The sequence below is a fragment of the Streptomyces sp. CB02058 genome (assembly GCF_001905505.1).
Taxonomy (GTDB): Bacteria; Actinomycetota; Actinomycetes; order Streptomycetales; family Streptomycetaceae; genus Streptomyces.
The window spans coordinates 271,592-298,559 of sequence record NZ_LIPG01000006.1 but is presented as its reverse complement, the minus strand read 5'-3'; the positions used below and the strand labels follow the sequence as shown (position 1 = coordinate 298,559).

Sequence of the window (26,968 nt, the reverse complement as noted above, 5' to 3'; positions counted from 1 at the left end):
GCCCCCGAGCACACGAGCCCGCCGCCTGTCGCAGGCGGCGGGCTCGTGTGCTCGGGGGCGTCAGCGGCTGAACAGCGGCTCGCCCGGGGCCTCGGCGCCGGCGGGCAGGAGCGCCAGGTCGATGCCGCGCACCAGCCGGGCGCGCAGCACCTCGCTGGCGGACAGCGCGTCGGCGACCCGGCGGGCGGCGTCGGCGACCACCGCGTCCCGGTCGAGGACCAGCGCGAGGGTGCCGTCGGCCGTGCCCGGGCCGAGATGGGCGCGGAGCACGGCGGGCTCGGCGGCCACCGCCTCCCGTACGGCGGCGACGACGGCGGGGTCGTCGAGCGGGTCGGCGCTGGCGCGGTTCTCGGCCAGGGCCAGCAGCGCCGGGCCGGTCAGCTCGAAGGGGACGGGTCCCGCGAGGTCGAGCACCACCGTGTCCGCCTTCTCGTGCGCGGCTGCCTGGAGCGCCTGGTGCAGGGGTACGGCGACGGGGCGCGCCTGGGGGTCCCAGAGGGCCAGCGAGGCGGTGGAGGTGAAGGCGGGCAGCGCGCGCCGGTCACCGGCCTGGAGCGTCGGCACGGCCATGTCGCTGGTCTTCTCGCGCCGCAGCCCTTTCTCGTCCTCCTCGACCTCGCCGAGGACGGCGACGACCGGGACGAGCAGCCTGGCGTCGCGGAGTGCCGCCAGGACCGGGCCGACCGCCGTGCGGTCCCCGGCCCACGCCGCGAGGGCCGCCGTCAGCTCGGGGGCGGCGGTGCCGTCGTCGTCGGAGAAACCAGGGTCCGGAATGTTCTTGAGCTCCACACGACGAGCGTAGTGGGTGTGTTCTCTCAACCGGGCGACAGGTCGGGCACAGGTGACTGCCAGGTCCGCTCCCTAGCGTCCGGGCCATGCCCCGTCACAGAACGCGCAGGTCCGCGCTGTCCGCCTCGGTGACCGCCGCCGTGCTGCTGGCCTGTTCCGCCGCGGGGGGCGCCTGGCTGGTGGGTCGCCCGCCGGATGACGCGCCCTCGGCCGTGGCCGCCGTATCGTCCCCGTCGAGCCCGCCGGCCGAGGCGGGCGCGAGCGAGGAGCCAGAGGTGGATCTCGACGCGGAGCTGGCCGACGCGCTGGCGGACCTGGCCGGGGACGCCGACGTGTCCGTCTCCGTGCTGGACACGGAGACCGGGGCGCACGCGACCTACGGCGACGGTGCGTACGACACCGCGAGCATCGTCAAGGTGGACATCCTCGCGGCGCTGCTGCTGCGCGCGCAGGACGAGGACCGGGAGCTGAGCGGGGCCGAGCACGCGTACGCCGAGGCCATGATCGAGCGCAGCGACAACACGTCGGCCACCGAGCTGCTCAAGGTGATCGGCGGCGCCGAGGGACTGGACGAGGCCAACGAACGGCTGGGCCTGACCGAGACGCGCGCCGTCCACGCCTGGGGGCTGACCCAGACCACGGCCGCCGACCAGGTGCGGCTGCTGGAGGCGGTGTCCGGTACGGATTCGGAGCTGTCGGCGGCCTCGCGCGCGTATCTGGCCGAGCTGATGGGCCAGGTCGAGGCGGATCAGCGGTGGGGGGTGTCCGCGGCGGGCACCGGCGCGGTGCTGAAGAACGGCTGGATGCCCCGGACCACGACGGGGCTGTGGGACGTCAACAGCATCGGGCGGGTGCGGAGCGGCGGGCACACCCTGCTGGTGGCGGTGCTGTCACGCGGGCACGCGACGAAGGAGGCGGGCATCGCCCTCGTGGAGTCCGTGGCCAGGGCCGCGGCCGGGGTGACCGGTGCGGTCAGCGGGTCCGGCTGACGGGGTTCCGGCCGCGCCACAGCACCACGGCCAGGGCGAGGAGCACGGCTCCGAGGCCACCCGCCGAGGGGGCCAGCCATCCCACCGGGTCCTCGTCCTCCCGCTTCGGGGTGGGACCGGAGCCGAAGTACCGCTCGGTGTGGCCCACCGCGGCGGACCGGGCGCCCAGGTCCTCCGGGCGCAGCTTCGCCCCGGCCTCGATGGCGGCGGCGGGGTCGATCAGGCCGTAGCCCCGGGCGTCGTCGCGACCGCCGTCGGGGGCGTTGCGGGCGGTGTCGGTGAGCAGGGTCTTGATCTGCGCGGGCGAGAGGCCGGGGTGGGCGGCGCGTACGAGGGCGACGGCCCCGGAGACGAAGGCCGAGGCCGCGGAGGTGCCCCACTCGATGTAGTAGTGCTGGTCCGGATTGGCCACGACGATGTCGACCCCAGGCGCACTGACGGTGGCGTACCAGCGGCGGGTGGAGAACGAGGCATGCGTGCCGTACTTGTCGACCGCCGCGGCGGCGATCACGCCGGGGTAGGCGGCGGGGTAGGAGACGCGGTCGCCCTTCTCCCCGCTGTTGCCGGCCGACGCGACGACGGAGACGCCCTTGCCGAGGGCGTACTGGACGGCGGCGTCCTCGCCCGGCTCCGGGTGGGCGGACTTGCTGTCGTCGCCCAGGGAGAGGTTGATGACGTCGGCGCCGTGGTCCGTCGCCCAGCGGATGCCGTCCGCGAGGGCGGTGCCGCGCGACTCGCGGGCCTTGGTGCGGGACGGGTCGTTGGACTCCAGGATCACCCGGACGGGCAGGATCTTCGCCTCCGGGGCGACACCGAGCACCCCGTCGCCGCGTCCCGGGCCGTTGCCCCGGCCGGCGATGATGCCGGCCATGGCCGTCCCGTGCAGCGCCCAGGAGCGGTCGCCGCGGCCGGCGCCGAAGCCTATGAGGTCCTTGCCCGGGAGCACCTGGCCGGTGAGGTCGGGGTGCTGGTCGTCGACCCCGGTGTCCAGGACGGCGACGGTGATGCCCTCGCCCTTCGTGGTGCGCCAGGCCTGGTCGGTGTGGAGCGCCTCGAGGCCCCACTGCTGGTCGCGGATGGCGTCCGCGTGGGCGGGGACGGCGGGCAGCAGCGCGAAGGCGGTGGCCGCGGTGGTGGCGGCGAGCGCCCGGAGCCGGCGGGGACGGGTCATTCCGGCTTCTCCGTCAGGTCGGTGACGGTCCTGCGCAGTGATCGCTCCACCCGGTCGGCGATGCCCTTCGCCTCGTGGCCGAGCCCGGCCTGGGCGACGGCGGTCGTGGCGCCGGAGCCCATGGCCTCGGCGACGGGCTGCGGGTCGGCGACCGGCCGGCCGTCGGCGAAGCCGGAGACGGCGAAGACGACGACGGGGACCTCGGTCAGCACGTGCACCGTCCAGCTCGCGCGCTGCCCGGCCCCGAACCCGGCGGCGACGGTGTTGTCGGCCGGGTAGGTACGGGGCATCAGGTCGGTACGCGCGTCGAGCTTCTGGGTGGTGAAGCGGGTGCTGAGCGCGTTCATCCCCTTGGTGTCCGCCTCGGTGAAGACCAGGCCGACGGTGGTGACGCTGCTGCGGGTGGCGTCGGTGTACGTGGCGCGCACCAGGCGTTCGCAGCCGACCGGGCCGAGCGTCTTGAGCAGCAGCGGGTCCAGTCCGGCGGCGCAGCCGCTGTCGCCCGCGACGGCGACCCTCGTCCAGACGCGGTCGGTGGCTCCCGGTCCCGCGCCCGCGCCCTTGAGGGTGCGGGGGAAAAGGGTGTCGACGGGCACGCTGTGCCAGAGGGAGCGGCCGACGGTGTACGCGCCGTCCTCGCCGGGTTCGGCGGCGGAGTCGCCGGTGAGCCAGCTGCCGGTGACGGCACCGCCGATGAGCCCGAGGCCGAGGACCGCGCAGACCGCGGCGGCCACGGTCCTGACGGGGCGCCGGGCCTTGACGGGGCGGAGCCGGGTGGTGGTCTCGGCGGGGGTCTCCGCGTAGGCGTAGTACGCGCCGGGCGGAGCGGGGGTGGCGTCGGGGCGCGGGGTGAGGTCCACGGCGCCGACGGGCCGTCGCCGGGTGACGGGCGGCGCCGGGGGAACGGGCGGCGCGGGGGGCACGCGGCGCAGCCTGGTGGTGGTCTCCGCCGGAGTGGGCTCGGAGCCGGGCGCGGGAGGCGCGGGCCGCACCGGCTGGGCCTGCGGGGCGGGAGGCGCGGGGGGTGCCGGCTCGGCGTGCGGCGCGGGGGCCTGTCCGGGGACGGGCGGCGGACCGGCCGGGCGGGGCGGCACTGGAGCGCGCTGCGCTTCGGTACTCATCCGTCCCCCTGGTCCACGTCCCCGTACCGCCCGCGGGCCACCGTGTCGCACGGGCCCGTCGTTCGCTCGCGTGACGTTCACTCTACGGGGTGGACGGCGCCCCGTGGGACGGGGAGAGGAGGTGCGGGACGATCTGCGCCGAACATCCCCCTACCCAGTGGTACGGCCGTCTGGCAAGCTGCGGCCATGACTGCCCGCGCCACTGACCGGACCCGTTACGACCGGGCCACCGCCCATCTCGACGCCCCGGTGGCCGTCGTCGATCTGGAGGCCTTCGACGCCAACGCCGACGATCTGGTCCGCCGGGCCGGCGGGAAGCCGATCCGGGTGGCGAGCAAGTCGGTGCGCTGCCGTGCCCTGCTGGAGCGGGTTCTCGCGCGTCCGGGGTTCGCGGGGATCATGTCGTTCACCCTCGCGGAGTCCCTGTGGCTGGCCAGGGCCGGCTTCGACGACGTACTCCTGGCCTATCCGTCGGCCGACCGCGCCGCGTACGCCGAACTGGCGGGCGATCCCAAGCTCGCGGCGAACGTCACGGTGATGGTGGACGATCCCGCGCAGCTCGAACTGATCGACGCGGCGCGGTCCGGCGGCACCGAGGAGATCCGGGTCTGCCTGGAGCTGGACACCTCGCTGCGGCTGCTCGGCGGCCGGGTCAGGGTCGGCGCGCTGCGCTCCCCGCTCCGCTCCCCGGACCAACTGGCCGAGCTGGCCCGCTCGGTGGAGCGCAGGCCGGGCTTCCGGCTGGTGGGGCTGATGGCGTACGAGGGCCATGTGGCCGGTGTCGGCGACTCGCTGGCGGGCCGTCCGCTGCGCTCGCGCGCGGTCCGGCTGATGCAGACGGTGGCGCGCAGGGAGCTGGCGGCCCGGCGGGCGGAGGTCGTGCGCGCGGTACGGGCGGTGGCCCCGGGCCTGGAGTTCGTGAACGGGGGCGGCACCGGCAGTGTGCAGCACACCGCGGCGGAGTCCGCGGTGACCGAGATCGCGGCGGGTTCCGGGCTGTACGTGCCGAGGCTGTTCGACAACTACACGTCGTTCACGGGCCGTCCGGCCGCGCTCTTCGCGCAGCCGGTGGTGCGCCGGCCGGGCGTGGGTGTGGTGACGGTGCTCGGCGGCGGCTATCCGGCGTCGGGGGCGGCGGGCGCGGACCGGCTGCCGGTCCCGTATCTGCCGGAGGGGCTGCGCTACGACCCGCAGGAGGGCCCCGGTGAGGTCCAGACTCCGCTGCTGGGCGCCCCGGCGGACGATCTGCTGATCGGCGACAAGGTGTGGTTCCGGCACGCGAAGGCCGGTGAGCTGTGCGAGCGGTTCGACGAACTGCGGCTGATCGAGGGCGAGCGGATCACGGCGACCGTGCCGACGTATCGCGGTGAGGGCCGGACGTTCCTGTAGGCCCCCTCAGGGCGCCACGGTGCTGCCCACGCCGCCGCCCGTGGCGTCACCGACCGGGCGGATGCCCCCGGTGAGGGTGTCCATGAGGGAGAGCGGCAGCCCGTCCTGGTCCGCGTCGAACGCGAAGCGCACGATGACCGGTGTCTCGCTGCCCACCGCGGAGGGGAAGACGAGCGACTGCACGTATCCGCCGGGGCCCTTGCCCGTGGTCACCCGCCACCGCACCAGGTGCCCGGTGCGCCCGGCCACGGTCACGGGCTTCGACGCCAGCGTCCGGTGGGACCTGATGCCGCCGTGGACGAGGTCGCCGGTCAGGTTCTCCCCGTAGGCGAGCTCCGCGGCCTTCTCGATGTCCTGCTCGGCCAGGGTCTTCATCACCGTGAGGTCGGTCCCGCCGGCCGTACGCACCGTGACGGTCCCGTGGTAGCAGAAACTCCCCGAGTCGCCGGGGCAGGTGTAGGAGTCGACGGTGCGCATCGTGGTGACGTCGTCGAGGGTGCTCTCGGGCTTCTCCCAGCCGTCGGGGACGGGCAGCGTGACCCCGTTGAGCTGGTCGGTCAGCACCGCGGGGTCCTCCTCCGGGCCCCCGGCGGGCGACGGGGCGGGCGCGCTCGCGCTGTCCGTCGCGGTGGGCGGCGGCGCCGCGGTCGGCGCCGTCTCCGGGGTCGCGCCCCCGTCGCCGCCGAGCATCAGACCGCCGGTGACGGCCGCGGCGACGACGGCCAGAGCCGCCACGGTGAGCACGACGGTCCGGCCGGCCCGGCGGGCGGGTGCCGCGGGCGGCCGGGGCACGGACAGCGGCCGGGGGACGGCGGGGGCGCGGGTGTGCGCCGTCCAGGCCGCGCCGTCCCACCAGCGCTCGGTGCCGGGCACGTTCACGTCCGGGTACCAGCCGGGCGGGGTCGCGTTGCTCATGGCACCACTGTAGGGAGAGCGCCCGCGGCGGTGTCCCGTACCCGGGATCCCGCCGTCCTCGGCGGCGCGCGCCCCGTAGCGGTGTCGCACACCCGGGTGGCGCGCGCCTGGAGCGGTGTCGCGTACGCGGGCGGGGCGCGCCTGGAGCGGTGTCGCGTACGCGGGCGGCACGCGCCTAGAGCGGTGTCACGTACGCACCCGAGATCCCGCCGTCGACGAGGAAGTCGGTCGCGTTGACGAAGGAGGAGTCGTCGCTCGCCAGGAAGGCTACGGCCGCGGCGATCTCCGTCGCCTCGGCGAACCTTCCGAGGGGGATGTGCACGATCCTGCGGGCGGCGCGCTCCGGGTCCTTGGCGAACAGTTCCTGGAGCAGCGGGGTGTTGACGGGTCCGGGGCACAGCGCGTTGACCCGGATGCCCTCGCGGGCGAACTGCACCCCGAGTTCGCGGGAGAGCGCGAGGACGCCGCCCTTGGACGCGGTGTAGGAGATCTGGGAGGTGGCCGCGCCCATCCTGGCCACGAAGGAGGCGGTGTTGATGATCGAGCCGCGCCCCTGGCGGCGCATGTAGGGCAGGGCGGCCTTGCAGCAGAGGTAGACGGAGGTGAGGTTGACGTCCTGGACCCGCTTCCACGCCTCGAGGCCGGTCGTGAGGATGGAGTCGTCGTCGGGCGGCGAGATGCCCGCGTTGTTGAAGGCGATGTCGACGGAGCCGTAGGTCTCGTGCGCCGTCGCGAACAGCGTCTCGACCTGGCCGGGGTCGGTGACGTCGACGCGCACGAAGGTGCCCCCGGCCTCCTCCGCGGCGGCCCTGCCCGCGCTCTCGTCGATGTCGCCGCAGACGACGTGCGCCCCCTCCGACGCCAGCCGGCGGGCGGTGGCGAGTCCGATGCCACTGCCCGCGCCGGTGATGACGGCGGTCCGGCCGGTCAGCCGGCGGCAGATGTTCCCCGTGTCGGTGCTCATGTGTCAGGCCTCCGTGCCGATGAAGACGTTCTTGGTCTCGGTGAAGGCCGTGAGGGCGTCGGGCCCCAGTTCACGGCCGAGCCCGGACTGCTTGTAGCCGCCGAAGGGTGTCCAGTAGCGGACGGCGGAGTGGGAGTTGACGGACAGGTTCCCTGCTCTGACCGCCTGGGAGACCCGCAGGGCGCGGCCCACGTCGCGGGTCCAGACCGAGCCGGCCAGCCCGTACTCGGTGGCGTTGGCCAGCCGTACGGCGTCCTCCTCGTCGTCGAAGGGAAGGACCACGGCGACCGGTCCGAAGACCTCCTCGGTGGCCACGGGCGCGTCCGGGGCGATCCCGGTCAGGACGGTCGGCGGGAACCAGAAGCCGGGGCCGGAGGGCGCGCTGCCACGGATGCCGTCCGCGTCGCCGGGGACGAGCGCGCGGACGCGCTCCAGCTGGGCCCGGGAGATCAGGGGGCCCATCTGAGTCTTCTCGTCCGCGGGGTCCCCCACGACGACGGCGGCGACGGCCGGTACGAGGCGTTCCATGAAGCGTTCGTGGACGGACCGCTGGACCAGGATGCGGGTGCGGGCGCAGCAGTCCTGGCCCGCGTTGTCCAGGAAGGACATGGGCGCGGAGGCCGCGGCGGCCTCGATGTCGGCGTCGGCGAAGACGATGTTGGGGCTCTTGCCGCCGAGTTCGAGGGTCAGCCGCTTCACCCGGTCCGCGCATCTCGCCATGATCTGCTTGCCGACGCGGGCCGATCCGGTGAAGACGATCTTGGCGACACCGGGGTGCTCGACCAGGGCGCTGCCCGTCACGTCCCCGGCTCCGGGCAGCACCTGGAAGAGGTGCTCGGGCAGGCCGGCGTCGAGCGCGATGCGGGCCAGTTGCAGGGCGGTGAGCGGGGTGGTCTCGGCGGGCTTGAGGATGACGGCGTTCCCGGCGGCGAGCGCCGGGGCGGCGCCCCAGGCGGCGATCGGCATGGGGAAGTTCCACGGGACGATCACCCCGACCACGCCGAGCGGTTCGAGGAGGGTGAGGTCGATGCCGCCCGGTACGGGGATCTGGCGCCCCGTCAGGCGCTCCACTCCCCCGGCGGCGTAGTCCAGCAGGTCCCGGACGTTGGCCGCCTCCCATCGCGCGTTGCCCAGGGTGTGGCCCGCCTCGGTGACCTCCAGCAGGGCCAGCCGTTCGGCCTGTTCGTCGACGAGGACGGCGAAGCGGCGCAGCAGCCGGGCTCGGTCGGCGGGTGCCAGGGCGGCCCAGACGCGCTGGGCCGCGGCGGCGCGTGTGACGGCGGCGGAGACCTCGGCCGCGGTGGTGGCGGGGACGGTGGCGACGAGCTGTTCGGTCGCCGGGTTCAGGACGCGGTGCTCGTGGATCACGGGGTGCCTCACAGACGTTCGAAGGAGCGGCGGAGCTCCCAGTCGGTCACCGCGGCGTCGAAGGCCTCCAGTTCGACGCGGGCCATGTTGCGGTAGTGCGCGACGGTCTCGTCGCCGAAGGCCGCGCGGGCGATGCCGCTGCTCTCCCAGAGCCCGGCTGCCTCGCGGAGTGTGGTGGGGACCTGGTCGTATCCGGCGGTGTAGGCGTTGCCCTCGCAGGCCTCGGGGAGTTCGAGTTCGTTCTCGATGCCGTGGAGTCCGGCGGCGACGAGGCCGGCGACCGCGAGGTACGGGTTGACGTCGCCGCCGGGCAGCCGGTTCTCGAAGCGCAGTGAGCGCCCGTGTCCGACGACGCGCAGGGCGCAGGTGCGGTTGTCGTGGCCCCAGGCGACGGCGGTCGGGGCGAAGGAGCCGGGCTGGAAGCGTTTGTAGGAGTTGATGTTCGGCGCGTAGAGCAGGGAGAAGTCGCGCAGGGCGGCGAGCTGGCCCGCGAGGAAGCGGCGCATCAGGGGCGACATCGCGCCGTCCCGGTCCGCCATGACGCTGTGTCCCGAGGTGTCCCTGAGCGAGAGGTGGATGTGGCAGGAGTTGCCCTCGCGCTCGTTGAACTTGGCCATGAAGGTGAGCGCGACGCCTTCCTGGGCGGCGATCTCCTTGGAACCCGTCTTGTAGACGGCGTGCTGGTCGCAGGTGGTGAGGGCCTCGGCGTAGCGGAAGACGATCTCGTGCTGGCCGGGATTGCACTCGCCCTTGGCGGACTCCACGGTGAGCCCGGCGGCCGCCATCTCGTTGCGGATGCGGCGCAGCAGGGGCTCGATGCGGCCGGTGCCGAGGACGGAGTAGTCGATGTTGTACTGGTTGACCGGGGTGAGCCCGCGGTAGTTCGCGTCCCACGCCTGCTCGTAGGTGTCCTTGAAGACGATGAACTCGAGTTCGGTGCCGACGTGGGCGGTCAGTCCGTGTGCGGCGAGCCGCTCCAGCTGCCGCCCGAGGATCTGGCGGGGCGCGGCGACGACCGGTGTGCCGTCCTCCCAGGCGAGATCGGCCATGACCAGGGCCGTCCCCTCGTGCCAGGGGATTCTGCGCAGGGTGGCGAGGTCGGGGCGCATCGCAAAGTCGCCGTAGCCGTTGGACCAGGAGGACATGGCGAATCCGTCGACGGTGTTCATGTCCGTGTCGACGGCGAGCAGGTAGTTGCAGCCCTCCGTGCCGTGTTCCAGCACCTCGTCGAGGAAGAAGGACGCCGCGAACCGCTTGCCCTGCAACCGGCCCTGCATGTCGGGGAAGGCGAGGACGACGGTGTCGATCTCTCCGCTCCCGACGAGCACGCGCAGCTCCTCGATCCGGAGCGGAGGTGTTCGGTCTGCCACGGGACACTCCTCGTTGGGTCGGTCTAAGGTATGGGAGAAAACCATTGGGGGGAAGGGAATCGGGACGTGGCGGAGGAGAACGGGGAGCCCGGGCTCCCGGGCCCGCTGCTGCCCGCACTGCGGCCGGTCCGCGCGGGCAACGGCTTCGAGGAGGCGCTGGAGCAGATCCTCCAGGTGGTCCGGCTCGGCCTGGTGCCCGCGGGCGGACGGCTGCCGGCCGAGCGCGAGCTGGCCGCGCTCCTCGGGATCAGCCGCGTCACCCTGCGCGAGGTGCTGAAGGTGCTCCAGGACCAAGGGCTGGTGGAGTCCAGGCGCGGCCGGTACGGCGGTACGTTCGTGCTGCCCCGCAGCCGCCCGGCCGACGGCGGTGAGCTGCGCCGCCGGGTGGCGGACGCCGGGATCGAGGACCTGCTGCTGTTCCGTGAGGTGCTGGAGACGGGCGCGGCCGGTCTGTGCGCGTCGCGTGGCCTGGACGACGAGGGGGCGGAGCGGCTGCGGGCGGCTCTGGCGGCGACACACGAGGCACCTCTGCCCGAATACCGCAGGCTCGACACCCTCCTCCATCTGACGCTCGCCGAGCTCTCCGGCTCCCCCTCCCTCGCGGCGCGTCACGCGGCCGTCCGGGCGAGCGTCAACGACCTGCTGGACTGCATACCCCTGCTCGTACGGAACCTGGAGCATTCGCAGCACCAGCACACCGCGCTCGTCGAAGCGGTGCTCGACGGCGACGAGGAGGCGGCCCGTGCGGTGATGCGGGAGCACTGCGCGGGGACGGCGGCACTGCTCCGGGGCTTCCTGGCTTGATCCAGCCCTTCCGGATCACTGCTCTTGCGCGTCGGCCCGGCACGAACAAAGGTATGACGCAACACCATTGCACCGGGCCGGTCCGCAGACCGGCCGCCGGAGGGACCGCACCATGCACGAACCGCTCATCGGCGTCACGACCTATCTGGAGCCGGCGGCTCGCTGGGGCGTCTGGGAACTCCCCGCGGCGGTGCTCCCCTCCGCCTATCCACGGCTGGTCCAGCGCTCCGGCGGCCTGGCCGCACTGCTCCCCCCGGACGAGGCCGGGCGGGCCGCGGCGGTCGTGGCCCGGCTGGACGGTCTGGTGATCGCGGGCGGCGCGGACGTCGATCCCGGACTGTACGGTGCGGAGCGTGACTTCAGGACCGGCCCTCCGGCGCACGAGCGCGACAGCTGGGAGGTGGCCCTGCTGCGCGCGGCGCGTGAGGCGGGCACCCCGGTCCTCGGGATCTGCCGCGGGATGCAGCTGCTCAACGTCGCGCTGGGCGGGACTCTGACCCAGCATCTCGACGGTCACACGGGCCCGTTCGGCAAGGCCGGGGTCCTGGGCGAGCACACGGTGGCACCGGTCCCCGGCACGCTGTACGCCTCGCTCGTACCGGAGGAGGCGTCCGTACCGACGTACCACCACCAGGCAGTGGACCGGCTCGCGCCGGGACTGGTGGCGTCCGCGCACGCGGCGGACGGCACGGTGGAGGCGGTCGAACTGCCGGGCGACCAGTGGGTGCTGGGCGTGCAGTGGCACCCGGAGATGGGTGACGACCTGCGGATCATGCGGGCCCTCGTGGAGGCGGCCCGCGCCGGGGCGAGGACACCGGCGGTCAGCCGGGGCTGACCGCGCGGGGCGCCGGTGACCGGTCACGGCGCCCGGTACGACGAGGTGGACACGCGCGTACGCACCGCGCGTGTCCACCCGCAGGGCGGGCACCGGCCCCTGGGGCGCCGGTGCCCTCACCCGTGCGTCACACGGAGTCGGGCGGGAATCCGTGGTGTGCGCCGCCCCGGACGAAGACCCGCCAGGCCTCCATCGCGCCCGAGCAGTCGGGGAACAGGGCGAGCCGGAAGGCGGGCGCCCAGCTCAGTGCGAGCTCCCCCGCCTCGCCGACGGCCACGTCGTCGACACGGGGACGCAGCTGCCCGAGGACCTTGTTGAGGGTCTCCGCCCGGGCGTCGTAGACCGTGCGGAAGTCGTCGAAGGCGCTGTCCCCCGCCCCCTTCCGGGCGAATCTCATGTCCGCCGAGCCGAGCAGCGTCCTCCCCTCGTGCACGACACGGAAGGGGCACTGCGCGTGGATCATGACCGTCTCGCCCGAGGGGCTCTCCAGCTCGACGACGCCCATGTCGGCGGCCCTGCCGACGGAGCGGACGACGGCGCCCTCCAGGAGCCCGGTGACCGCGCCGGGCGATGTCTCAGCAGCCACCGAACAGCCCCCTGCCTTCCTCGATGATCCGGTGGTAACCGTAGCCCTGTCCGGTGATCCGGTCGTGCAGCATGCGCCGCTCGGCGGGCGTGACGTCGCGTCCGAGCCCCCGCTCGATCTCCTTGAGCGCGTCCTTGAACTCCCGGTTCTCGGCCTGGTTGCCGCGCGGCGCGTGATAGCCGTCGTCGTCCAGGTCACCGGAGTCCCAGTCGTTCCTGAGGTCCTCCAGCCCCTTCTCCCAGTCGAATCCGCCGTCGTCGTTGTGGACGAGCAGCGGGGTCGTGCCGGCGACGACGTAGTACGTGTGGATGTCGTCGATCGTGAGGTCGTGGGTGCGCTGCCGCGCGCGGTGGGCCCAGGTCCTCCCGACCTCGGCGGTGGTGCCGTCGACGGTGCGCAGGGTCATGCCGGGCTCGAGGTGCCCGGCGTCCACCCATGCCTTCTCCGAGGGGGACCAGAAGGGGTGCGTGGTGGTGGAGGTCAGCGACTGAGTACCGCTGACGCCCTTGCGGGACACCGTGAGGTCGACGAAGTCCTTGTCGTCCTCGGTGACGATGGTGGCGACCACGGTCCGCGTCGTGGTGAGTCCGCTCTCCGGGTCGGTGACGACGATCTCGTCCCCGATGGCGACGTCCTCGATGGGACGGGTGGACCCGTCGGACATCAGGACGAGCGTGCCCGGGGTGAAGCTGTGCCGGCCTCCTCCGACCAGGCACTGGATGGGCACCGAGTCGGCCTTCTTCAGGGCCGCCTTGAAGCCCTTGAAGACGACCTTCGCCCCCTTGCCGAGCAGGCCGGTGCCCGCCGACACGGCGGCGTCGACGGCCGCCGACTTGCAGGCACTGCCGGACCCCTGGACGCAGCCGACGTAGTCGTCGACGCCCAGGACCTCCAGGATGCCGGGGCCGTTCTGGTCACCGAACCAGCCGAGCTTGCCGACCGCGGTGCAGAACTCCGAACTCGATGCCTCCAGGCTGCTGCACCGGGCCCGCGCCCAGTTCTGCACGTTGTGCTGGTAGTCCAGGCGCTCGTGGTAGTAGGGGAAGTGCTCGGCGAGTTCCGCCTGGGTCGGGACGTAGACGCCCTGGATGGTGATCGAGTCACCCTTGGGCTGGATGACGATCGGCTTCTTCCCGTAGGTGCCGTTCTTCCTCGCCTTCTTGGACATCTGTACGGCGGTGTCGTAGCAGGCGGCGGTGCGCTGGCAGTTGTTGGAATCGGGGCCGATGACCCCGTCGGTGTCGCCTTCGACACCCGCGCAGATGCCGTCGGCTCCGCCGCCGGGCGCACCGTGGATGCAGCCCAGTCCGTCGGGGTCGCTGAAGGTGACCGGGCTGTTGTTGCTGTAGGCGTAGCCGTTCAGCGCCTGCGGGTCGTCGGGCGTGAGCAGCGGGTCGACGGAGATGAACCGGCCGGTCGCCGGGTCGTACTCCCGGGCGCCCAGATGCGTGAGCCCGGTGGACTCGGAGTCGTCCACCCCGCCGACGAATCCCTGTACTCCCGGCCAGGCGCTCGGCCGGGTGCCCCGGATGCCGCCGAACGGGAGCGTGCGGCGCTGGTCCAGCCTCTGGTCGTCCGCGTCGACGGCCAGCTGTCCGGAGCCCTGGTGGTCGGCGATCGTGAAGGAGACCGAACCGTCGTCCTCGATCACCGCCTGGTTGCCGCCCCCGACGTCGAGGGTGCGGGTGGCCTCGGGAGCGGTGGCGCCCTTGGCGAGGGTGACGCGGGTGGCACCGAGGTAGAGCGTGGTCTCCTTCGCCGTACGGGCGATGAGCCGGTTGCCGTCGGCGTCGTAGACGTACGAGGTGATCTCGTCCGCCCCGCCCTCCACCGGCTCGGTCACCTTGGCCAGACGGCCCTCGGCGTCCCAGTCGAGCTTCTGGCTGGTGCCCGCAAGGGTGCGGGTGTCCGTGTTGCCGGTCTCGTCGTAGCCGTAGGAGTCCCGGGCAGTGCCGCCGGGTCCGCTCTGGGTCACGGAGGTGACACCGTGGGGGCGCGGCGCCCCCGCGTCGGGGTAGTCGTAGGTGCGCACGGTGTTCTTCGTGGCGTCACCGGAGAGGTCGTGGAGCGTCTCGGTGAGCCGGTTCCCCACCTTGTCGTAGGTGTAGGAGTTCCAGTACGGCGCGGGGCCGCCCGCCTGCCCCCCGGCCGGGGCACCGGCGCAGGTGCCGGTGGCCTGGGTCCAGGCGTCCGTCAGCCGGCGCAGATGGTCGTAGCCGAAGCACTGGGTGTCGGTGCCCGAGCGGGAGACGTCCGAGACCGAGAGGACGTTGCCCGCCTGGTCGTAGCGGTAGGTGTTCTGGCGGTCGACGCCGGGCACGTCCTCGCGGTCGACCCGGGCGGTGGCCAGACGCCTGCTGCCCCACTCGTAGGTGTTGGTCGCCCAGACCTTCTTGCCCCCGTTGTCGGAGAGTTCGTGCTGGAGGGGGCTGCCGGTCAGGCTGTAGCGGGTGGTCGCGTCGATCCCCTGGCTGCCGCTGAGCGCGACGAGCCGCTGGGTCTGTTCCTCGTAGGTGAACGCCACCGTGGTGGCGGGCAGGGAGCCAGCCGCCGGGGAGCCGGTCGTGCGCACGGAGCCGTCGACGTTGTAGGCCGACGCCGACAGATAGGTGCCGGCCAGCGCTCCCTCGGCCTCGGGGACGGTCACGGTGGAGCGCAGCACGCGGTACAGCCGGTCGTAGGCGACGACCTTGCTGGTGTACTCGTGCCCGTCCGCGAAGCGTGCCGACTCCGCGAGGTGTCCCTTGGCACCACTGATCGTGTCGTAGGTCCAGCTGGCACGGAGCGGCCCGGTGGCGCTGGTCTCCCGCAGTTCCGTCTGCCGCCCGAGTCCGTCGTAGGCGTAGTACAGACCGGTGTCCCGGTCGTCCTCGACGGAGACGGCCTGGCCGCGGTCGTCGTAGACGGTGGAGCCCGCGCCCTTGTCGGGGTCGGTCGTCGCGGTGAGGCGGCCGAGCAGGTCGTAGGTGTACGTCCAGTCGTTGCCGGCCGGGTCGGTCAGCTTCGCCAGCTCACCGCGCGGGGTGTAGGCGTAGCGGGTGGTGTCGTACGCGGCGTCCGCCGAACGGGTCAGGTGCTGGCGCAGTTCGGTGGTCCGGCCGCGGGCGTCGGTCAGCGTGGTGGTCGCCGTCCCGCCCTCCGGCGGGATGACGGTGGAGCGGTCGCCGCCGTAAAGCGTGCGGGTGGTGGCCAGCACCGCGCCGCCGTCCCCGTTGCCCGCGATCCGGTCGGTGACGGTCGGGCGGCCGGTGCCGTCGTACGTGGTGCGGGTCTGGGTCTCGACCGCGAGTGCGTCCGTGGGCTTGAACAGGGTCGGTGAGGGCGCGCCCGTGGCGTAGTAGGTGTCGAAGCTCTTGGCCTGGAGGCCGCGTTCGTCGTAGAACACGTCGGAGAGCAGCCGCCCGCCGTCGGGCCCGGGCTTCTGGGTCTGCCGCTGCCTCAGGAACCCGTCGTACAGGCTGTAGGCGGCGACCTGGGTCCCGTTGGTGCCGAGGGCCTTCGTGACGACGGCGACCGGCTGCCCCTCCGTGATCAGGTAGCCGAACTCGTAGCTCGGCGACAGCGTGGTCAGGCGGTCGGCGAGCCAGACCTTGGAGGAGCGGCCCAGCGCGTCGTAGGTGAAGGTCGTGACCTTCCCGTTGGCGTCGGTCTGCGTCAGCGGCAGCCCGCGCAGTGCGTCGTGGGTGGCGGAGCTGGTCAGGGCCGTCGTCGCGTCACCGGCCTTGGCCGGGGGTGTGGTCGTCGCCGTCTTCGTGACGAACCCCGTGGCCGGGGTGCGGACCGTGGTCGTGGTCCGCCCGTCGGCGCGCGCGGTGCGCACCGGTGCGGCGGTGCCGGTGACCGTGACGTTCGCGGTCAGGTCGGTGCTGGTCAGGACCCGGCCGTAGGAGTCGAAGGTGGCGCCGGACTCCAGATAGGTGGCCGTGGTGCCGTCGTGCTTCTTCAGCAGGGCGGTGGCGGTGGCGTCCCCCTTGGTGGGAGCCGCGCCGTAGGCTCCGCCGTCGTACGCCGAGCGGACGTCGGCGATGACGTCCTTCGTGCGGTCGACGGTCGCGTCGCACGCCTTCGACACGGTCTCGACCCGTGCGGGCAGCGTCAGGATGTTGGCGCTGTCGTTGGTGGCGTAGGTGGTCCGGGTGCAGCGGTTGTCCGTCGCGGTGGACTCGTCGCCCCGGTCGTCGGTCCGGGTGACCCGCCCCGCCACGGTGTCGTAGGTGGAGGAGCTGGAGGTGGTCCGCCAGGACGCTCCCGCCCCGCCGTCGAGGGACGTCCAGGAGGTGGTGTCCGCGGTACCGGTGAAGTTGGAGGTGACGGTGCCCCAGTCCCGGGTCCGCTTCCCTGTCTCGTGGCGCCAGGGGCGGTTGACGGTCTTGCCGAGGATCTTGCCGCCGTTGCCGGAGTAGGTGGCCGTCTTGTACGCGTAGCCGGCGAACGCCTCGTGGTCGGTGATCGGGTCGCCCTCGCCGTCGCCGAGGGTCACGGCGACGTTCTTGGTGCCCCCGGAGGGGGTCTCCCGGTCGCCGTCCATGCCGCGCAGGAAGTAGGAGTCGGACTGCGACTTCATGGCCGCGTCACCGCCCTGGCCGCCCGTCTTGACGCGGACCTGCCCGTACCCCCGCCACTGGGACCAGGTCTTGGACTTCTCCTTGGTCAGGCCGTCGTCGTCGTCGTAGTGCCACGCGGCCGGGCCCATGTACGTGTACGCCGTGACCTGGTCGGGGGCGCCGCCCGTGCGGTCGGTCGCCGTGACGGAGGTGACGACGTACTTGTTGAACCAGTGGATCTCGGGGTCGACGGTGGAGCTGCCGCCGATGTACTGCGGGAAGCAGCGCGTGGTGTTGGTCTGCGGGGTGGGCAGTGCGGCCCAGTCGCAGGCCGCGGCCGAGTAGTCGACGTCGGTCTGGCCGCCGTACTCGTCCGCGATCGTGGAGAGCCGGTCCTTGATGAACGGCGCGTAGCCGTCACCGGTCCGGTCCAGCCGGTTCGCCAGCTGCGTGTAGGCGAACGTGGTCTTCGGGAGGGTGATCGCGGGTGTCGCGGTGTGGCCGGTGTGCTGGATCGAGTCGAGCAGCAGCTGGTAGTCGATGTCCGCCGTGCCCCAGCGGTGGGCCAGCTTCCAGGAGTCGGCCTTCTGGTAGACACCGGAGGCGTCGCGGACCTGGGTGGTCACCTCGGCGAGGCGCTTGCGCGTCCAGAAGGAGGGCGAGAGCCGGCCCTGGTCGCAGTCCTTGCCCTGCTCGCAGTTGAGGTCGTAGGGCGTGTCGTACCAGTACGCGGCGTCGGTGCCGATGGAGGAGCAGGTGGTGAGGGCGTCGGGCAGACAGCGCTCCGCGTTGGAGAAGACCACCTTGGCGAGGGCGGGGGTGGTGTACATCGACGTGGACTTCAGGCCGTACTGGATCTCGTCGAGGTAGCCGCCGCGGGTGTAGCGGGTGTCGTCGGCGGCCTCGAGGTTGCGGCCGTAGGAGTTCTGCTCCTGGACGTAGGTGTAGGAGATGGCGTTGGCGCGGGGGTCGACGACGTAGTCGAGGTTCCACCGCCAGGCCTGCTGGCACCACGAGTCCGCGAAGGCCGACGCGTGGCAGGGCTCGCCCGAGTCGTCACCGAAGACGGGGGCGGTCCAGGTGGATGCGGTGGTCTTCTTCCCGTCGCTCCATCCGGGCAGGCGGTTGTAGCCGAAGTAGTACTGCACCCCGTCGGGGTCGGTCAGCCGCCAGTACTCACCGTTGTCGTCGCCGTTGCCCCGGTCCGCGGAGGTGAGCCGGGCGATCCGGGTGCCGTCGTCCTGGCGGAGCCTGAACTGGTCGGAGCCGAGGGGGACCAGCTCGCCGCCCTTGCCGTTGAAGCTGATGAAGGCGTTGTCGTAGCCCCAGCAGAGATCACCGGGCTTCATGCCGTCGCTGTTCTCGACACCGTCGTCCGCGCACGGCTTGTAGCGGCGCTCGATGTAGCCGGGCCACAGGTCGAAGCCGCTGCCGATCCAGGAGGACTGGTTGTTGGTCTCCCCGGTGCGGCCGTCGACCGAGCCCGAGGAGTACCCGAGGCCGATGCTCGGCTTCAGCCCGCCCGGTACGTCGGGGACACCCATCTCGTAGGACCAGGCGAAGTCACCCGTGTTGAGGTTGGTCTGCCAGGTGGCGGACGGGGAGAGCGGGGTGGCCTTGTAGTCGCCGATGGCCGCCGTGTCGTCCGCCACCGCGGCCAGCACGGTGGCTCCGGAGGCGGCGACCCGCACGGCCGGGGCGGTGAGCGTGCCCTTCTCCGTGTCGTTCACCGTCTCGACCGGTGTCCGGGTGCGGCAGCGCTCCGCCTCGGGGGTGGTCAGCGCGCAGGCGGGGAGCTGCACCAGGGTCAGCCGCGCGCCGTAGCCGCCGCCGTACGCCTGGGCGATCCGGCGGTAGTCGACCCGGACGAGGGCGGCGCCGTCGGTGAACTCCTCGCGGTCCGGGGTGAGTGCGAGAACCAGCCCGTCGACATCGGCCTGCCGGGCCTGGTCGTGTCCGGCGACCCGGACACGCATCCGGCCGTCGGCGGGCTCGGCCGCCACGGCTCTCCTGTCCGTCCCCGCAGCGTGCGCCGAGGTCGCCTTGCGGGGGCCGACGTACACGGGCAGGCCGCCGGCCTGTTCCGGTGCCGCCGCCTTCGCGCCCTCCGGCGGCCGGCGGAGCGTCACATCGGCCGAGCCCGCAGCCGGCCACGCGTCCTCGGGCGCGGTACGGGGGGTGCGCGGCCCGCGCTCCACGGTGCGCGGCTTCGCCGCCCCGGCGGCGGAACCGGCCACGGGCCGCTCGGCCTTCGGCAGAGCCGGCCGGCCGCGCCCGTCGTCGGCGACCGCTCCCGAACCGGCGGGGGCGACGACGCCCTGGAGCAGCGTGGCGGTCATGACGACGGCGGAGGCGAGCGCGGCCCGGTGTCTCCACCGCACCGCCCATCCCTTTGATGACGATTGCCTCATTGTTCCCCTCGGATCCGCTCGCGCCCGGCCGCGCGGGACAGGACCCGGCGGCTCTGGGCGGTTGGCCTGGTGCATGGGTCGGTGCGGCGGGAGCCGCGGTGCGGTGCCGGACCGGGGCCGGTGGCGACGGTCCGGTGCGGTGCGGTGGCGGACCGTGCCCCGCGGGCGAGGGTCCGCCACCGTGTCCGGTCAGTCGGTGCCGGGCACCTCGGTGGCGACGCCCGGCATGCCCAGCGACAGGTGGGCGATCTGCGACTCTGTCAGGGCTCCCTGGAACGTCCACACGTCGTCGATCCCGCCCGCCCAGTGGTCACCGGCCGTGGAGCCGGCCTTGCTGCGGCCGAACTGCAGGGATTTGGTCGCGGTGAAGGCGGGCGTGTTGGACGCCCAGGAGACCTGGTCGCCGCACGTGGCGTCGTCCGGGCTGCCGTCCGCGTCCGCGTCGGCGCAGGCGACCTGTTCGAGCTGCCCGTTGACGTAGAGCTGCACCTGGTCGGCGAAACCGTCGTAGACCAGGGCCAGGTGGTTCCACTCGGTGGGGTCGTAGAACTGGTGGTTGTCCACGGTCACCGTGGTCGCCGCCGCGGAGTCGGCTCCCGGTATCTGGATCTGCCAGCTTCCCGGACCCGCCGCGGGATCGGCCGCCGGCGCGTAGCGGACCGCGAAGGCGCTCCTGGTGGCGCCCTCCGCGCTGATCACGGTGGCCGGCCGGCCGGGTGCCGCCGCGGCCTGTGCCCAGGCGGTCACGGTGTAGCTGGCACCGGTGTCCACCGGGACGCCCGTGGTGGACGCGTAGTCGTCGACGCCGTCGAGGAACAGTGCCGCGTCGTCGACCCAGCCGGGCCCGACGGCCGCCTGGCCGCCCAGGGTGAGGGCGGGGGCACCGCCGACGGCGTTCGGCGAGGCGGCGGGGGTGCCGGTGGCGGAGTCGAGCAGCCAGCGGGACTTGACGAGGGGGCGCTGCTTGAAGAGCTGACGTACCTCGTCGTCGGTGACGGTGCGGTCGTAGAGGCGGACGTCGTCCAGGGTCCCCTGGAAGAAGTTGGCGACGCCGCCCGGATATCCGGAGGCGCCCAGGGTGAGCGGACCGGAGGCGAGCCAGGGGGTGGTGAAGGGCTGCGTACCTTTCAGGCAGCCGTTGACGTAGAGGCGGATCTGCTGGGCGTCGATGTCGTACACGCCGACCACGTGGGCCCACTCGCCCAGCGGGGCGATCGGGCACTTCGGGTCGCTGGTGGCGTTCTCCAGCGCGCGGACCAGGGTGGCGTCGCCGGTGTCGGCCGTGGCTCGCTGGAAGACCCATCCGGTGGAGGTGTGGTAGAGCTCGAAGCCCCGGTTGGCGGCCCCGCTCTGGTGCGCCACCACCATGGCCCTGTTGGGTTTGTCCTTCGGCAGCTTGGCCCAGGCGGACACCGCGAAGCTCTGGTAGGTGTCCAGGAGGGGACGGCCGCTGGTGGCGTGGTCGTCGACGCCGTCGAGCTGCAGGCCCTTGCCGTCCACGCCGGCCGCGCCGCTCGTCGCTCCGCCCTTCAGCGTGGCGACCACCGGCTGGGCGCGACCGGTCACGGCCGTGGCGGTGGAGTCCTCGTCCAGGGGCCAGGCCAGCTTGGCGGGGCGGTTGGTGTTCACGGGCTGTTCGGAGTGCAGGCGTGTGACCTGATCCTGCGAGAGCTGGTAGTCGAAGAGCTGCACCTCGTCCAGGTCGCCCTGGAAGAAGTTGCCCATCGTGCCGTAGTGCGAGGCCGCGCCCAGGATGGTGCTGCCGCGCGCGTCCCACGGGGCCGTGAAGGGGGCGGTGCCGACGAGCTCTCCGTCGACGTACAGCTTCAGCTGCTGGGCCGGGTTGTCGAACACCCCGACGAGATGGGTCCAGACGCCGAGCCGTCCGCTCACGCACGCGGTGTCGCCGGCCGGGCAGGCGGGCTGGGCCGCGCGCACCGATGTGGCGCCCGCGGCGTCCACGGAGTGGCGCAGGAAGACCCAGCCGCCCATCGCGCTGGAGTGGTAGACCTCGAAGCCGCTCGTGTTGTGCCCGGCCTGGGACACGGCGACGGTCGCGGCGTCCCGCTTGTCCGTGGGCAGTTTGGCCCACAGCGACACCGAGAAGCTCTTGCCGGTGTTCAGCACGGGGGACACGGTGGCCCCGTGGTCGTCGACTCCGTCGAGGCGCAGCCCCTTGCCGGACACGCCTTCGACGCCGGGCTGCGCGCCGCCCGCCAGCTCCGCGGGCCAGGCCCCGCCCTCGCCCGCGGCGCCGGTCGCTCCCGCGGGCTCGTCGAGGTCCCAGGTCAGCCGGTCCGGCTGGCCGGCCCGGACGCGGAACTGGTAGGTGCGGATCTCACTGCCGTTGCCCGCGGTGTCGAAGGCCTGCGCGGTGATGAAGTTGACGCCGGGTCTGGTCGGCATGAACTTCATCGTCCTGGCGCCGCCACCGGAGGTGGTCAGCGTGTGCGCGCTGCTCGGGTCGCCGTTGACGCCGAACCAGTACTTCGAGACGTCGGTGGACGTGGAGTCGACGGTGAACGTGCCGTACCGCCCCACTCCGTCCAGCCACGGGTCCTGCGGGTCCTCCGGGTCGGAGGCCGGGTACTGGGCGGACGTGATGGACGGTCCGGCCGGTACGGAGGTGTCGTAGACGGTGTTGCACGCCGTGGCGGAACCGGCCCACGACCAGGGCGACCACTGGGCACCGTCGTTCGAACGGGCCGACCAGCCGACGGTCCTGTTCTTCGGGAGGGTGCTGGGCAGCGACAGCGAGAAGTCGGAGCCCGAGGCCTTGTAGGTGGAAGCGGCCGAGGTCCACCGGGAGGTGAAGCCCTTGCCGTCCCCGCTGTCCCAGGACGCCTCGAACTGCACCCGCACCCGGTCCTTGTCCGGGTCGGTCACGTCGTTCGCCCGCATCGTCGGCAGCGTCCGTACGCGCTTGGGGGAACCGGGCGTGCCGCACGCGCCGCCCGGGTCCTGCGTCAGCTGCGAGGTCCTGATCTGCCCCGGCGGACGGTTGTAGTTCACCCGGAGGAAGGCGTCGTCGGAGAACCGCTTCCAGGTGTACATGTCGGACTCGCTCGTGGCCCGCATGCCGAAGGTGAGGCTCGACCACTTCCCGGCCGCGGCCTGCGCCACCACGCCCTTGACGTCGAACTCCGCGTCCGCCGCCGAGCATCCGTCGTACCCGTAGGCGAAGCTGCGGGTCTCGAGGTGGTCCACCCAGAAGCCGGAGGCCTTCTGTGTGTTCCAGGTGGTCGAGGAGTTGATCCCCTTCGTACGCCAGAGCTGCACCTCGCGCTTGTCGCAGGAGGCCGCGTGCGTCTCACGCACCACGAACTCCGCCGAGAGGATCGACTTGCCCGCGAACTGCGAGGTGGGGATCTGGTAGAAGAGCCGCTTGGTGTCGTACGGCTTGCAGTAGGCCCACCCGCAGTAGCCGAGGCCCGCGTCCGGATCACCGTTGAACTTCCACTGCGGTGAGCTCGCCCAGTACTCGGACGCCATCGTCCACGCCGAGGTCTTCGGCGAGTACCACTGCGGGTCGATGAAGACCGGGTAGACCGTGCCGTCACCCGCCAGTACCTCCTGGTCGGGGGTGAGGACCAGCTCCTCACCGCCGGCCGCCACCTCCACGCCCACGGGAGCCAGCTGCCCCGACTCCCCCGCGGCCGGCTCGTCCCCCGTCGCGGCGGCGGACTCCTGGGCGGCGGACCGCGCGACGCCGGCCGCCGGTGCGGCACCGGGGCTCGAGTCCCACATCATCGGCTTCGCGGCCTCGAAGACCGGTGTTCCCGCTCCGTCGTCGACGGCGGCCAGGCCGCCCTCCGCGGTCTCCCGCACCGTCATGCCGTCGGCCGCCAGGCCCATCCGCAGCTCGGCCAGCGCGGGGCTCCCGGCGGCCTCGGCGGACCGGACGACGAGAAGCTGCGTGAAGCCGTCCTCATGGGCACCGAGCCGCAGGTCCACGTCCGGGAGGATGTCGGCGTACGTCGCGGTGTCGCCCTCCAGCGTCGGCTTCGGCACGTCCGCGGGCCAGGTGAACTCCAGCGTGCGTCCGGCGCGTTCCATGCGCACCAGCGGGCCGTCCCCGCCGCCGGAGAACGACAGGCCCCCGGAGACGGCCTTCGGTTCGACCGCTCCCCCGGCGGTCACCGCGAGGGTGGTGTCGATCGGCACCCAGGCGCCCCCGGCACGTGTGCGGACCGGGCGCATGTACTCGCGCGCCTCGAAGCGCCCCTCGGGCGTGGCGAACACGTCGCGGCTCTCACCGCGTGCCGAGGTGACCTCGACGTTCTTGCCGGTACGCCGGGCCTCGGCCAGCGCCTCGTCCTCGGACACCGCCACCTCCGCCCCCTCGTCGGCCGCGGCGGAGCGGGGCGCCGCGAGCGGCGCTTCCGCCCTGGCAGGCGCGACGCCCGCCACCGAAGCCGTACCGGCCACCAGTGCGACGGCGAGCGTCAACGCCGCCGGTCCACCGGCCCCCCTGCGTGCGCGGGCACGACGAAACATCCCCCAGCCCTCCCCAGAGCCCCCAGAACAAGATCACATGATGTGACTGCCAAGTGACCGTAGGGACGGCGAATGAACGCGTCCACCTGCACAGATGGGTACATTCGACCGACATCCACACGCCGACCACACATGCAGAAGTGATCTTCGTCTCATGGAAATCCGGCCGGGGACGACCGCCCTGACGTGGGGTCAACCGAAGGTGTCCGGCACATGAACCGGCGGCCGGACGCGCGTCCCGCCCGACACCGTCCCGGGGACCCGAGTCCTCAGCCCCGCGCCGGGCCCGAGGGATGCGCGGTCAGGGAGAGCAGATCGCGGGCCGGGCCGGTCGGGCGATGGCCGGCGGGCCAGACCGCGCGCAGCTGACGGCGCAGCCGGACGCCCGCCACGGGGATCTCGACCAGGCGCCTGGCCGACAGCTCCTCGTCCAGCGCGAGTTCGCTCAGCACGCAGGGCCCTGCACCGCTCTCCGCCGCTCCCTTGACCGCGGTCGTGGAGGAGAGTTCGAGCAGCGGGCTCGCGAGGCCGCCGTGCACGGCGAGCGCGGCGTCCAGGACCTGGCGGGTGCCAGAGCCCCGTTCGCGCAGGATCAGGGGGGCCGCCGCGAGTTCCCGGGGGGTCAGCTGCGTACGCCGGCGGGCCCAGGGGTGGGAGGGGGCGACCACGACCACGAGCCGGTCGTGCGCGATGACGGTGCCGTCGAGCCCTTCCGGTACGGAGAGGCCCTCGACGAAGCCGAGGTCGGCCTCGCCGGTGAGCAGCCGCTGCGCGACGGCGGCGGAGTTCCCGGCGAGCAGGGAGACCGCCGTGTCCGGACGGCCCGCGCGCAGGGCGATCAGCCAGCCGGGCATCAGGTACTCCGCGATCGTCATGCTGGCCGCGACCCGCAGCCGGGAGTCCCGCCGGTCGCGGAGCGCCTGCGCCCCCGCGTCGAAGGCCTCGGCGGCCTCGACGACCCGCCGTGCCCAGTCGGTGACCAGGGCCCCGGCGTCGGTGAGCCGGGAGCCGCGCGGCGAGCGGTCCAGGAGCGCCACACCGAGCTGCCGCTCCATCGACCGGATGCGGCTGGAGGCCGCGGGCTGGGTGATGCCGACCTCCCGTGCCGCCCGGCCCAGGCTCCCGTGCCGTGCGACGGCGAGGAGCAGCACCATGGCTCCCAGGTCGGGGACCCGATGGGGCAGGGCGGCGGGCAGGGGCTCCGGGCTGGTCATAACCCCAGCCTATGACCCCATAGCCGCGTGCTCCCTGGTGGGCCCCGGGCCGCCCGGTGAGAATCGTGGCATGGCCATCTTTCCGCATACCAAGACCCGGACCCCCGCCCTCCGGCCCGCCGCCGTACGGCTTCCCTCGCTCCGGCATCTGGGCCCGAACTGGTACGCGACCGTCATGGGCACCGCCATCGTGGCCACCGCGGGCGTCGCGCTGCCCGTGGACGTGCCGGGCCTGCGCACGGTCTGCCTCGGGGTGTGGGCGCTGTCCGCCGTCCTGCTGGTGACCGTCCTCGTGGCCCGTGCCGGGCACTGGATCGCCCACCGGGACCAGGCCCGCGCGCACCTCCTCGACCCCGCCGTCGCCCCCTTCCACGGCTGCCTGTCCATGGCGCTGCTCGCGGTGGGCGCGGGCACCCTGGTGGTGGGCCGGGACCTCGTCGGGCGCCCGGCGGCCGTCGCCGTGGACGCGGTGCTGTTCACGGCGGGCACGGCGGCCGGGCTCGCGGCGGCCGTGGTGATCCCGTATCTGATGGTCGTACGCCACCGCCCCGCGGCCGGTACCGCTTCGCCGGTCTGGCTGCTGCCCCTGGTGGCCCCGATGGTGTCCGCCGCCGTCGGGCCGCTGCTGGTGCCCGAGCTGCCTCCCGGCCAGGCGCGCGAGGCACTGCTGCTGGCCTGCTACGCGATGTTCGGGCTGTCCATCCTGGCGACCCTGGTGGTCGTGCCCCTGGTCTTCGCGCGGCTGGTGCACGAGGGCCCGCTGCCGCTCGCGGCGACCCCGACGCTGTTCCTGGTGCTCGGCCCGCTGGGCCAGTCCACGACCGCGGTGAATCAGCTGGCCGATGTGGCGCCGGGCGCGATCGGGGCGCCGTACGCCTCGGCCTTCGGCGCCTTCGCCGTGCTGTACGGGGTACCGGTGATGGGCTTCGCCCTGCTCTGGCTGGCGCTGTCCGGCGCGATGGTGGTGCGCGCGGTCCGGCGCGGCATGGGGTTCACGATGACCTGGTGGGGGTTCACCTTCCCGGTCGGCACATGCGTCACGGGCGCGGCGGGACTGGCCCGGCACACCGGGCTGGACGCGTTCACCTGGCTGGCGGTGGGGCTCTACGCGCTGCTGGTGACCGCCTGGGCGCTGGCGGGCGTACGGACGCTGGGCGGGCTGTTCAGCGGGGCGCTGCTCGCGGCGCCCCGGCAGCTGCGCCCGGCGGCGGTCCGCGCCACATGATCCGCGCCGCGCGGTGAGCGCCGCCGGCGGGGTCAGCGGCGCGAGTCGTAGGTCGCGTCGATGTGCTCGGCGACCGAGACCACCAGCAGCCGGGTGCCCGGGACGGTCGCCCGCCACCGGTGCCGGACCCCGCCGGACAGGAAGAGGGTGTCGCCCCGGCCGAGCCGATGGGCCTGCCCCTCCGCCTCGACCTCGACGGCGCCCTCCACGACGTACATCACCTCGTCGTTGCGGTGCTGGAACTCCTGCCCGAGGTCCGTCTCCCCGACGAACTCCAGCGCGCTGAGCTGGTGGCGGCCCCGCACGAGCCGGCGTACGCCGTTCTCGTCGTCCGCCCGCACGACGTCCACGGCGCGTGCCGAGTCCGCCGCGGCCCTCAGCCGCTCGGTCGTGGTCTCCAGCGCCTCGGCCACCCGGTCCAGGGACCGGGGGCTGGGTCTCGCCCGTTCGTTCTCGATCTGGCTGAGGAACGGTACGGACAGACCGCTGCGCCCGGCGACCGCGGCCAGGGTGAGTCCGAGGGTCCTGCGGCGTCGGCGAACCGCGGCACCCACTCGAAGGGCTTCCTTGTCGTCCATGTCCGGCTCCCTCCCCGGATCGCCATCCTCCCGGTTGCCAGCACCCTACGCATGTCGTCGGCAGGATGGAGCGGAAGTGGAGGGACGGAGAACCTTCGGGGACTCCCTTCGACCAGCCTGAAGGGGGCGGCCCCGGTTCGCTACCGGGGCCGCCCCCTTCATGGGACGAACTGCTGGACCTGCCTCCGAGGGGCTCGC

Annotated in this window: 17 protein-coding genes; 5 read left to right on the top strand and 12 right to left on the bottom strand. The window is 73.2% G+C overall.

The window, feature by feature from the left end; genetic code table 11:
* Positions 1-60: 60 nt before the first annotated feature.
* A complete protein-coding gene (locus AMK10_RS29455) occupies positions 61-789 on the bottom strand; it encodes an SseB family protein (RefSeq protein ID WP_073751477.1) in 729 nt (242 codons plus the stop codon).
* Between the two features lie 86 nt (positions 790-875).
* On the opposite strand from AMK10_RS29455, the gene AMK10_RS29450 reads away from it, so the two are divergent.
* Positions 876-1,778 carry a serine hydrolase gene (locus tag AMK10_RS29450; RefSeq protein WP_073751476.1) on the top strand — a complete coding sequence of 301 codons (903 nt, stop codon included), beginning with the start codon at positions 876-878 and terminating at the stop codon, positions 1,776-1,778.
* Here the strand turns inward: AMK10_RS29450 and mycP are convergent.
* Together mycP and AMK10_RS29440 are read right to left on the bottom strand one after the other, a co-directional pair.
* Positions 1,762-2,949: a type VII secretion-associated serine protease mycosin gene (mycP, locus tag AMK10_RS29445; RefSeq protein WP_073751475.1), complete on the bottom strand. Its 1,188-nt coding sequence runs from the start codon at positions 2,947-2,949 to the stop codon at positions 1,762-1,764. The genes AMK10_RS29450 and mycP overlap by 17 nt on opposite strands.
* On the bottom strand, positions 2,946-3,809 hold the full coding sequence (locus AMK10_RS29440; protein WP_073752003.1) for a hypothetical protein: 864 nt from the start codon (positions 3,807-3,809) through the stop codon (positions 2,946-2,948). The genes mycP and AMK10_RS29440 overlap by 4 nt, the downstream gene beginning before the upstream one ends.
* A gap of 447 nt (positions 3,810-4,256) precedes the next feature.
* Here AMK10_RS29440 and AMK10_RS29435 point away from each other — a divergent pair, with 447 nt between their 5' ends.
* Positions 4,257-5,459, top strand: coding sequence for an amino acid deaminase/aldolase (locus AMK10_RS29435; protein WP_073751473.1), 1,203 nt, complete (start codon positions 4,257-4,259; stop codon positions 5,457-5,459).
* Between the two features lie 6 nt (positions 5,460-5,465).
* On the opposite strand, the gene AMK10_RS29430 is transcribed toward AMK10_RS29435, so the two are convergent.
* The 4 genes from AMK10_RS29430 to AMK10_RS29415 form a co-directional block, all read right to left on the bottom strand.
* A complete protein-coding gene (locus AMK10_RS29430; RefSeq protein WP_073751471.1) occupies positions 5,466-6,374 on the bottom strand; it encodes a DUF2510 domain-containing protein in 909 nt (302 codons plus the stop codon).
* A gap of 175 nt (positions 6,375-6,549) precedes the next feature.
* Positions 6,550-7,338 (bottom strand): 3-oxoacyl-ACP reductase, encoded by a 789-nt coding sequence (locus tag AMK10_RS29425; protein ID WP_073751469.1) that lies wholly within the window; start codon positions 7,336-7,338, stop codon positions 6,550-6,552.
* Positions 7,339-7,341: 3 nt separating this feature from the next.
* Positions 7,342-8,706 (bottom strand): aldehyde dehydrogenase family protein, encoded by a 1,365-nt coding sequence (locus tag AMK10_RS29420; RefSeq protein WP_073752001.1) that lies wholly within the window; start codon positions 8,704-8,706, stop codon positions 7,342-7,344.
* Positions 8,707-8,714: 8 nt separating this feature from the next.
* Positions 8,715-10,076: a glutamine synthetase family protein gene (locus AMK10_RS29415; RefSeq protein ID WP_073751467.1), complete on the bottom strand. Its 1,362-nt coding sequence runs from the start codon at positions 10,074-10,076 to the stop codon at positions 8,715-8,717.
* 66 nt (positions 10,077-10,142) lie between these two features.
* Between AMK10_RS29415 and AMK10_RS29410 the strand changes: the two genes are divergently transcribed.
* Both AMK10_RS29410 and AMK10_RS29405 read left to right on the top strand, forming a co-directional pair.
* Positions 10,143-10,880 (top strand): FadR/GntR family transcriptional regulator, encoded by a 738-nt coding sequence (locus AMK10_RS29410; RefSeq protein WP_073751465.1) that lies wholly within the window; start codon positions 10,143-10,145, stop codon positions 10,878-10,880.
* A gap of 112 nt (positions 10,881-10,992) precedes the next feature.
* The gene (locus AMK10_RS29405) at positions 10,993-11,715 is read left to right on the top strand and encodes a gamma-glutamyl-gamma-aminobutyrate hydrolase family protein (RefSeq protein WP_073751463.1); all 723 of its coding nucleotides are present in this window, start codon (positions 10,993-10,995) and stop codon (positions 11,713-11,715) included.
* A gap of 127 nt (positions 11,716-11,842) precedes the next feature.
* Here the strand turns inward: AMK10_RS29405 and AMK10_RS29400 are convergent, their stop codons facing one another.
* From AMK10_RS29400 to AMK10_RS29385, 4 genes are all read right to left on the bottom strand, one after another.
* On the bottom strand, positions 11,843-12,301 hold the full coding sequence (locus tag AMK10_RS29400) for a hypothetical protein (RefSeq protein WP_073751462.1): 459 nt from the start codon (positions 12,299-12,301) through the stop codon (positions 11,843-11,845).
* Positions 12,291-19,184: a polymorphic toxin-type HINT domain-containing protein gene (locus tag AMK10_RS29395; RefSeq protein ID WP_079180925.1), complete on the bottom strand. Its 6,894-nt coding sequence runs from the start codon at positions 19,182-19,184 to the stop codon at positions 12,291-12,293. The genes AMK10_RS29400 and AMK10_RS29395 overlap by 11 nt, the downstream gene beginning before the upstream one ends.
* 261 nt (positions 19,185-19,445) lie before the next feature.
* Positions 19,446-23,705, bottom strand: coding sequence for a LamG-like jellyroll fold domain-containing protein (locus AMK10_RS29390; protein ID WP_338014668.1), 4,260 nt, complete (start codon positions 23,703-23,705; stop codon positions 19,446-19,448).
* Between the two features lie 317 nt (positions 23,706-24,022).
* The gene (locus AMK10_RS29385; protein WP_073751458.1) at positions 24,023-24,967 is read right to left on the bottom strand and encodes a LysR family transcriptional regulator; all 945 of its coding nucleotides are present in this window, start codon (positions 24,965-24,967) and stop codon (positions 24,023-24,025) included.
* A 70-nt stretch (positions 24,968-25,037) separates the two neighbouring features.
* On the opposite strand from AMK10_RS29385, the gene AMK10_RS29380 reads away from it, so the two are divergent.
* Positions 25,038-26,192, top strand: a complete 1,155-nt coding sequence (locus AMK10_RS29380) for a TDT family transporter (protein ID WP_073751456.1) — start codon at positions 25,038-25,040, stop codon at positions 26,190-26,192.
* A gap of 32 nt (positions 26,193-26,224) precedes the next feature.
* Here the strand turns inward: AMK10_RS29380 and AMK10_RS29375 are convergent, their stop codons facing one another.
* Positions 26,225-26,770, bottom strand: a complete 546-nt coding sequence (locus AMK10_RS29375; protein WP_073751454.1) for a helix-turn-helix domain-containing protein — start codon at positions 26,768-26,770, stop codon at positions 26,225-26,227.
* Positions 26,771-26,968: the final 198 nt, after the last annotated feature.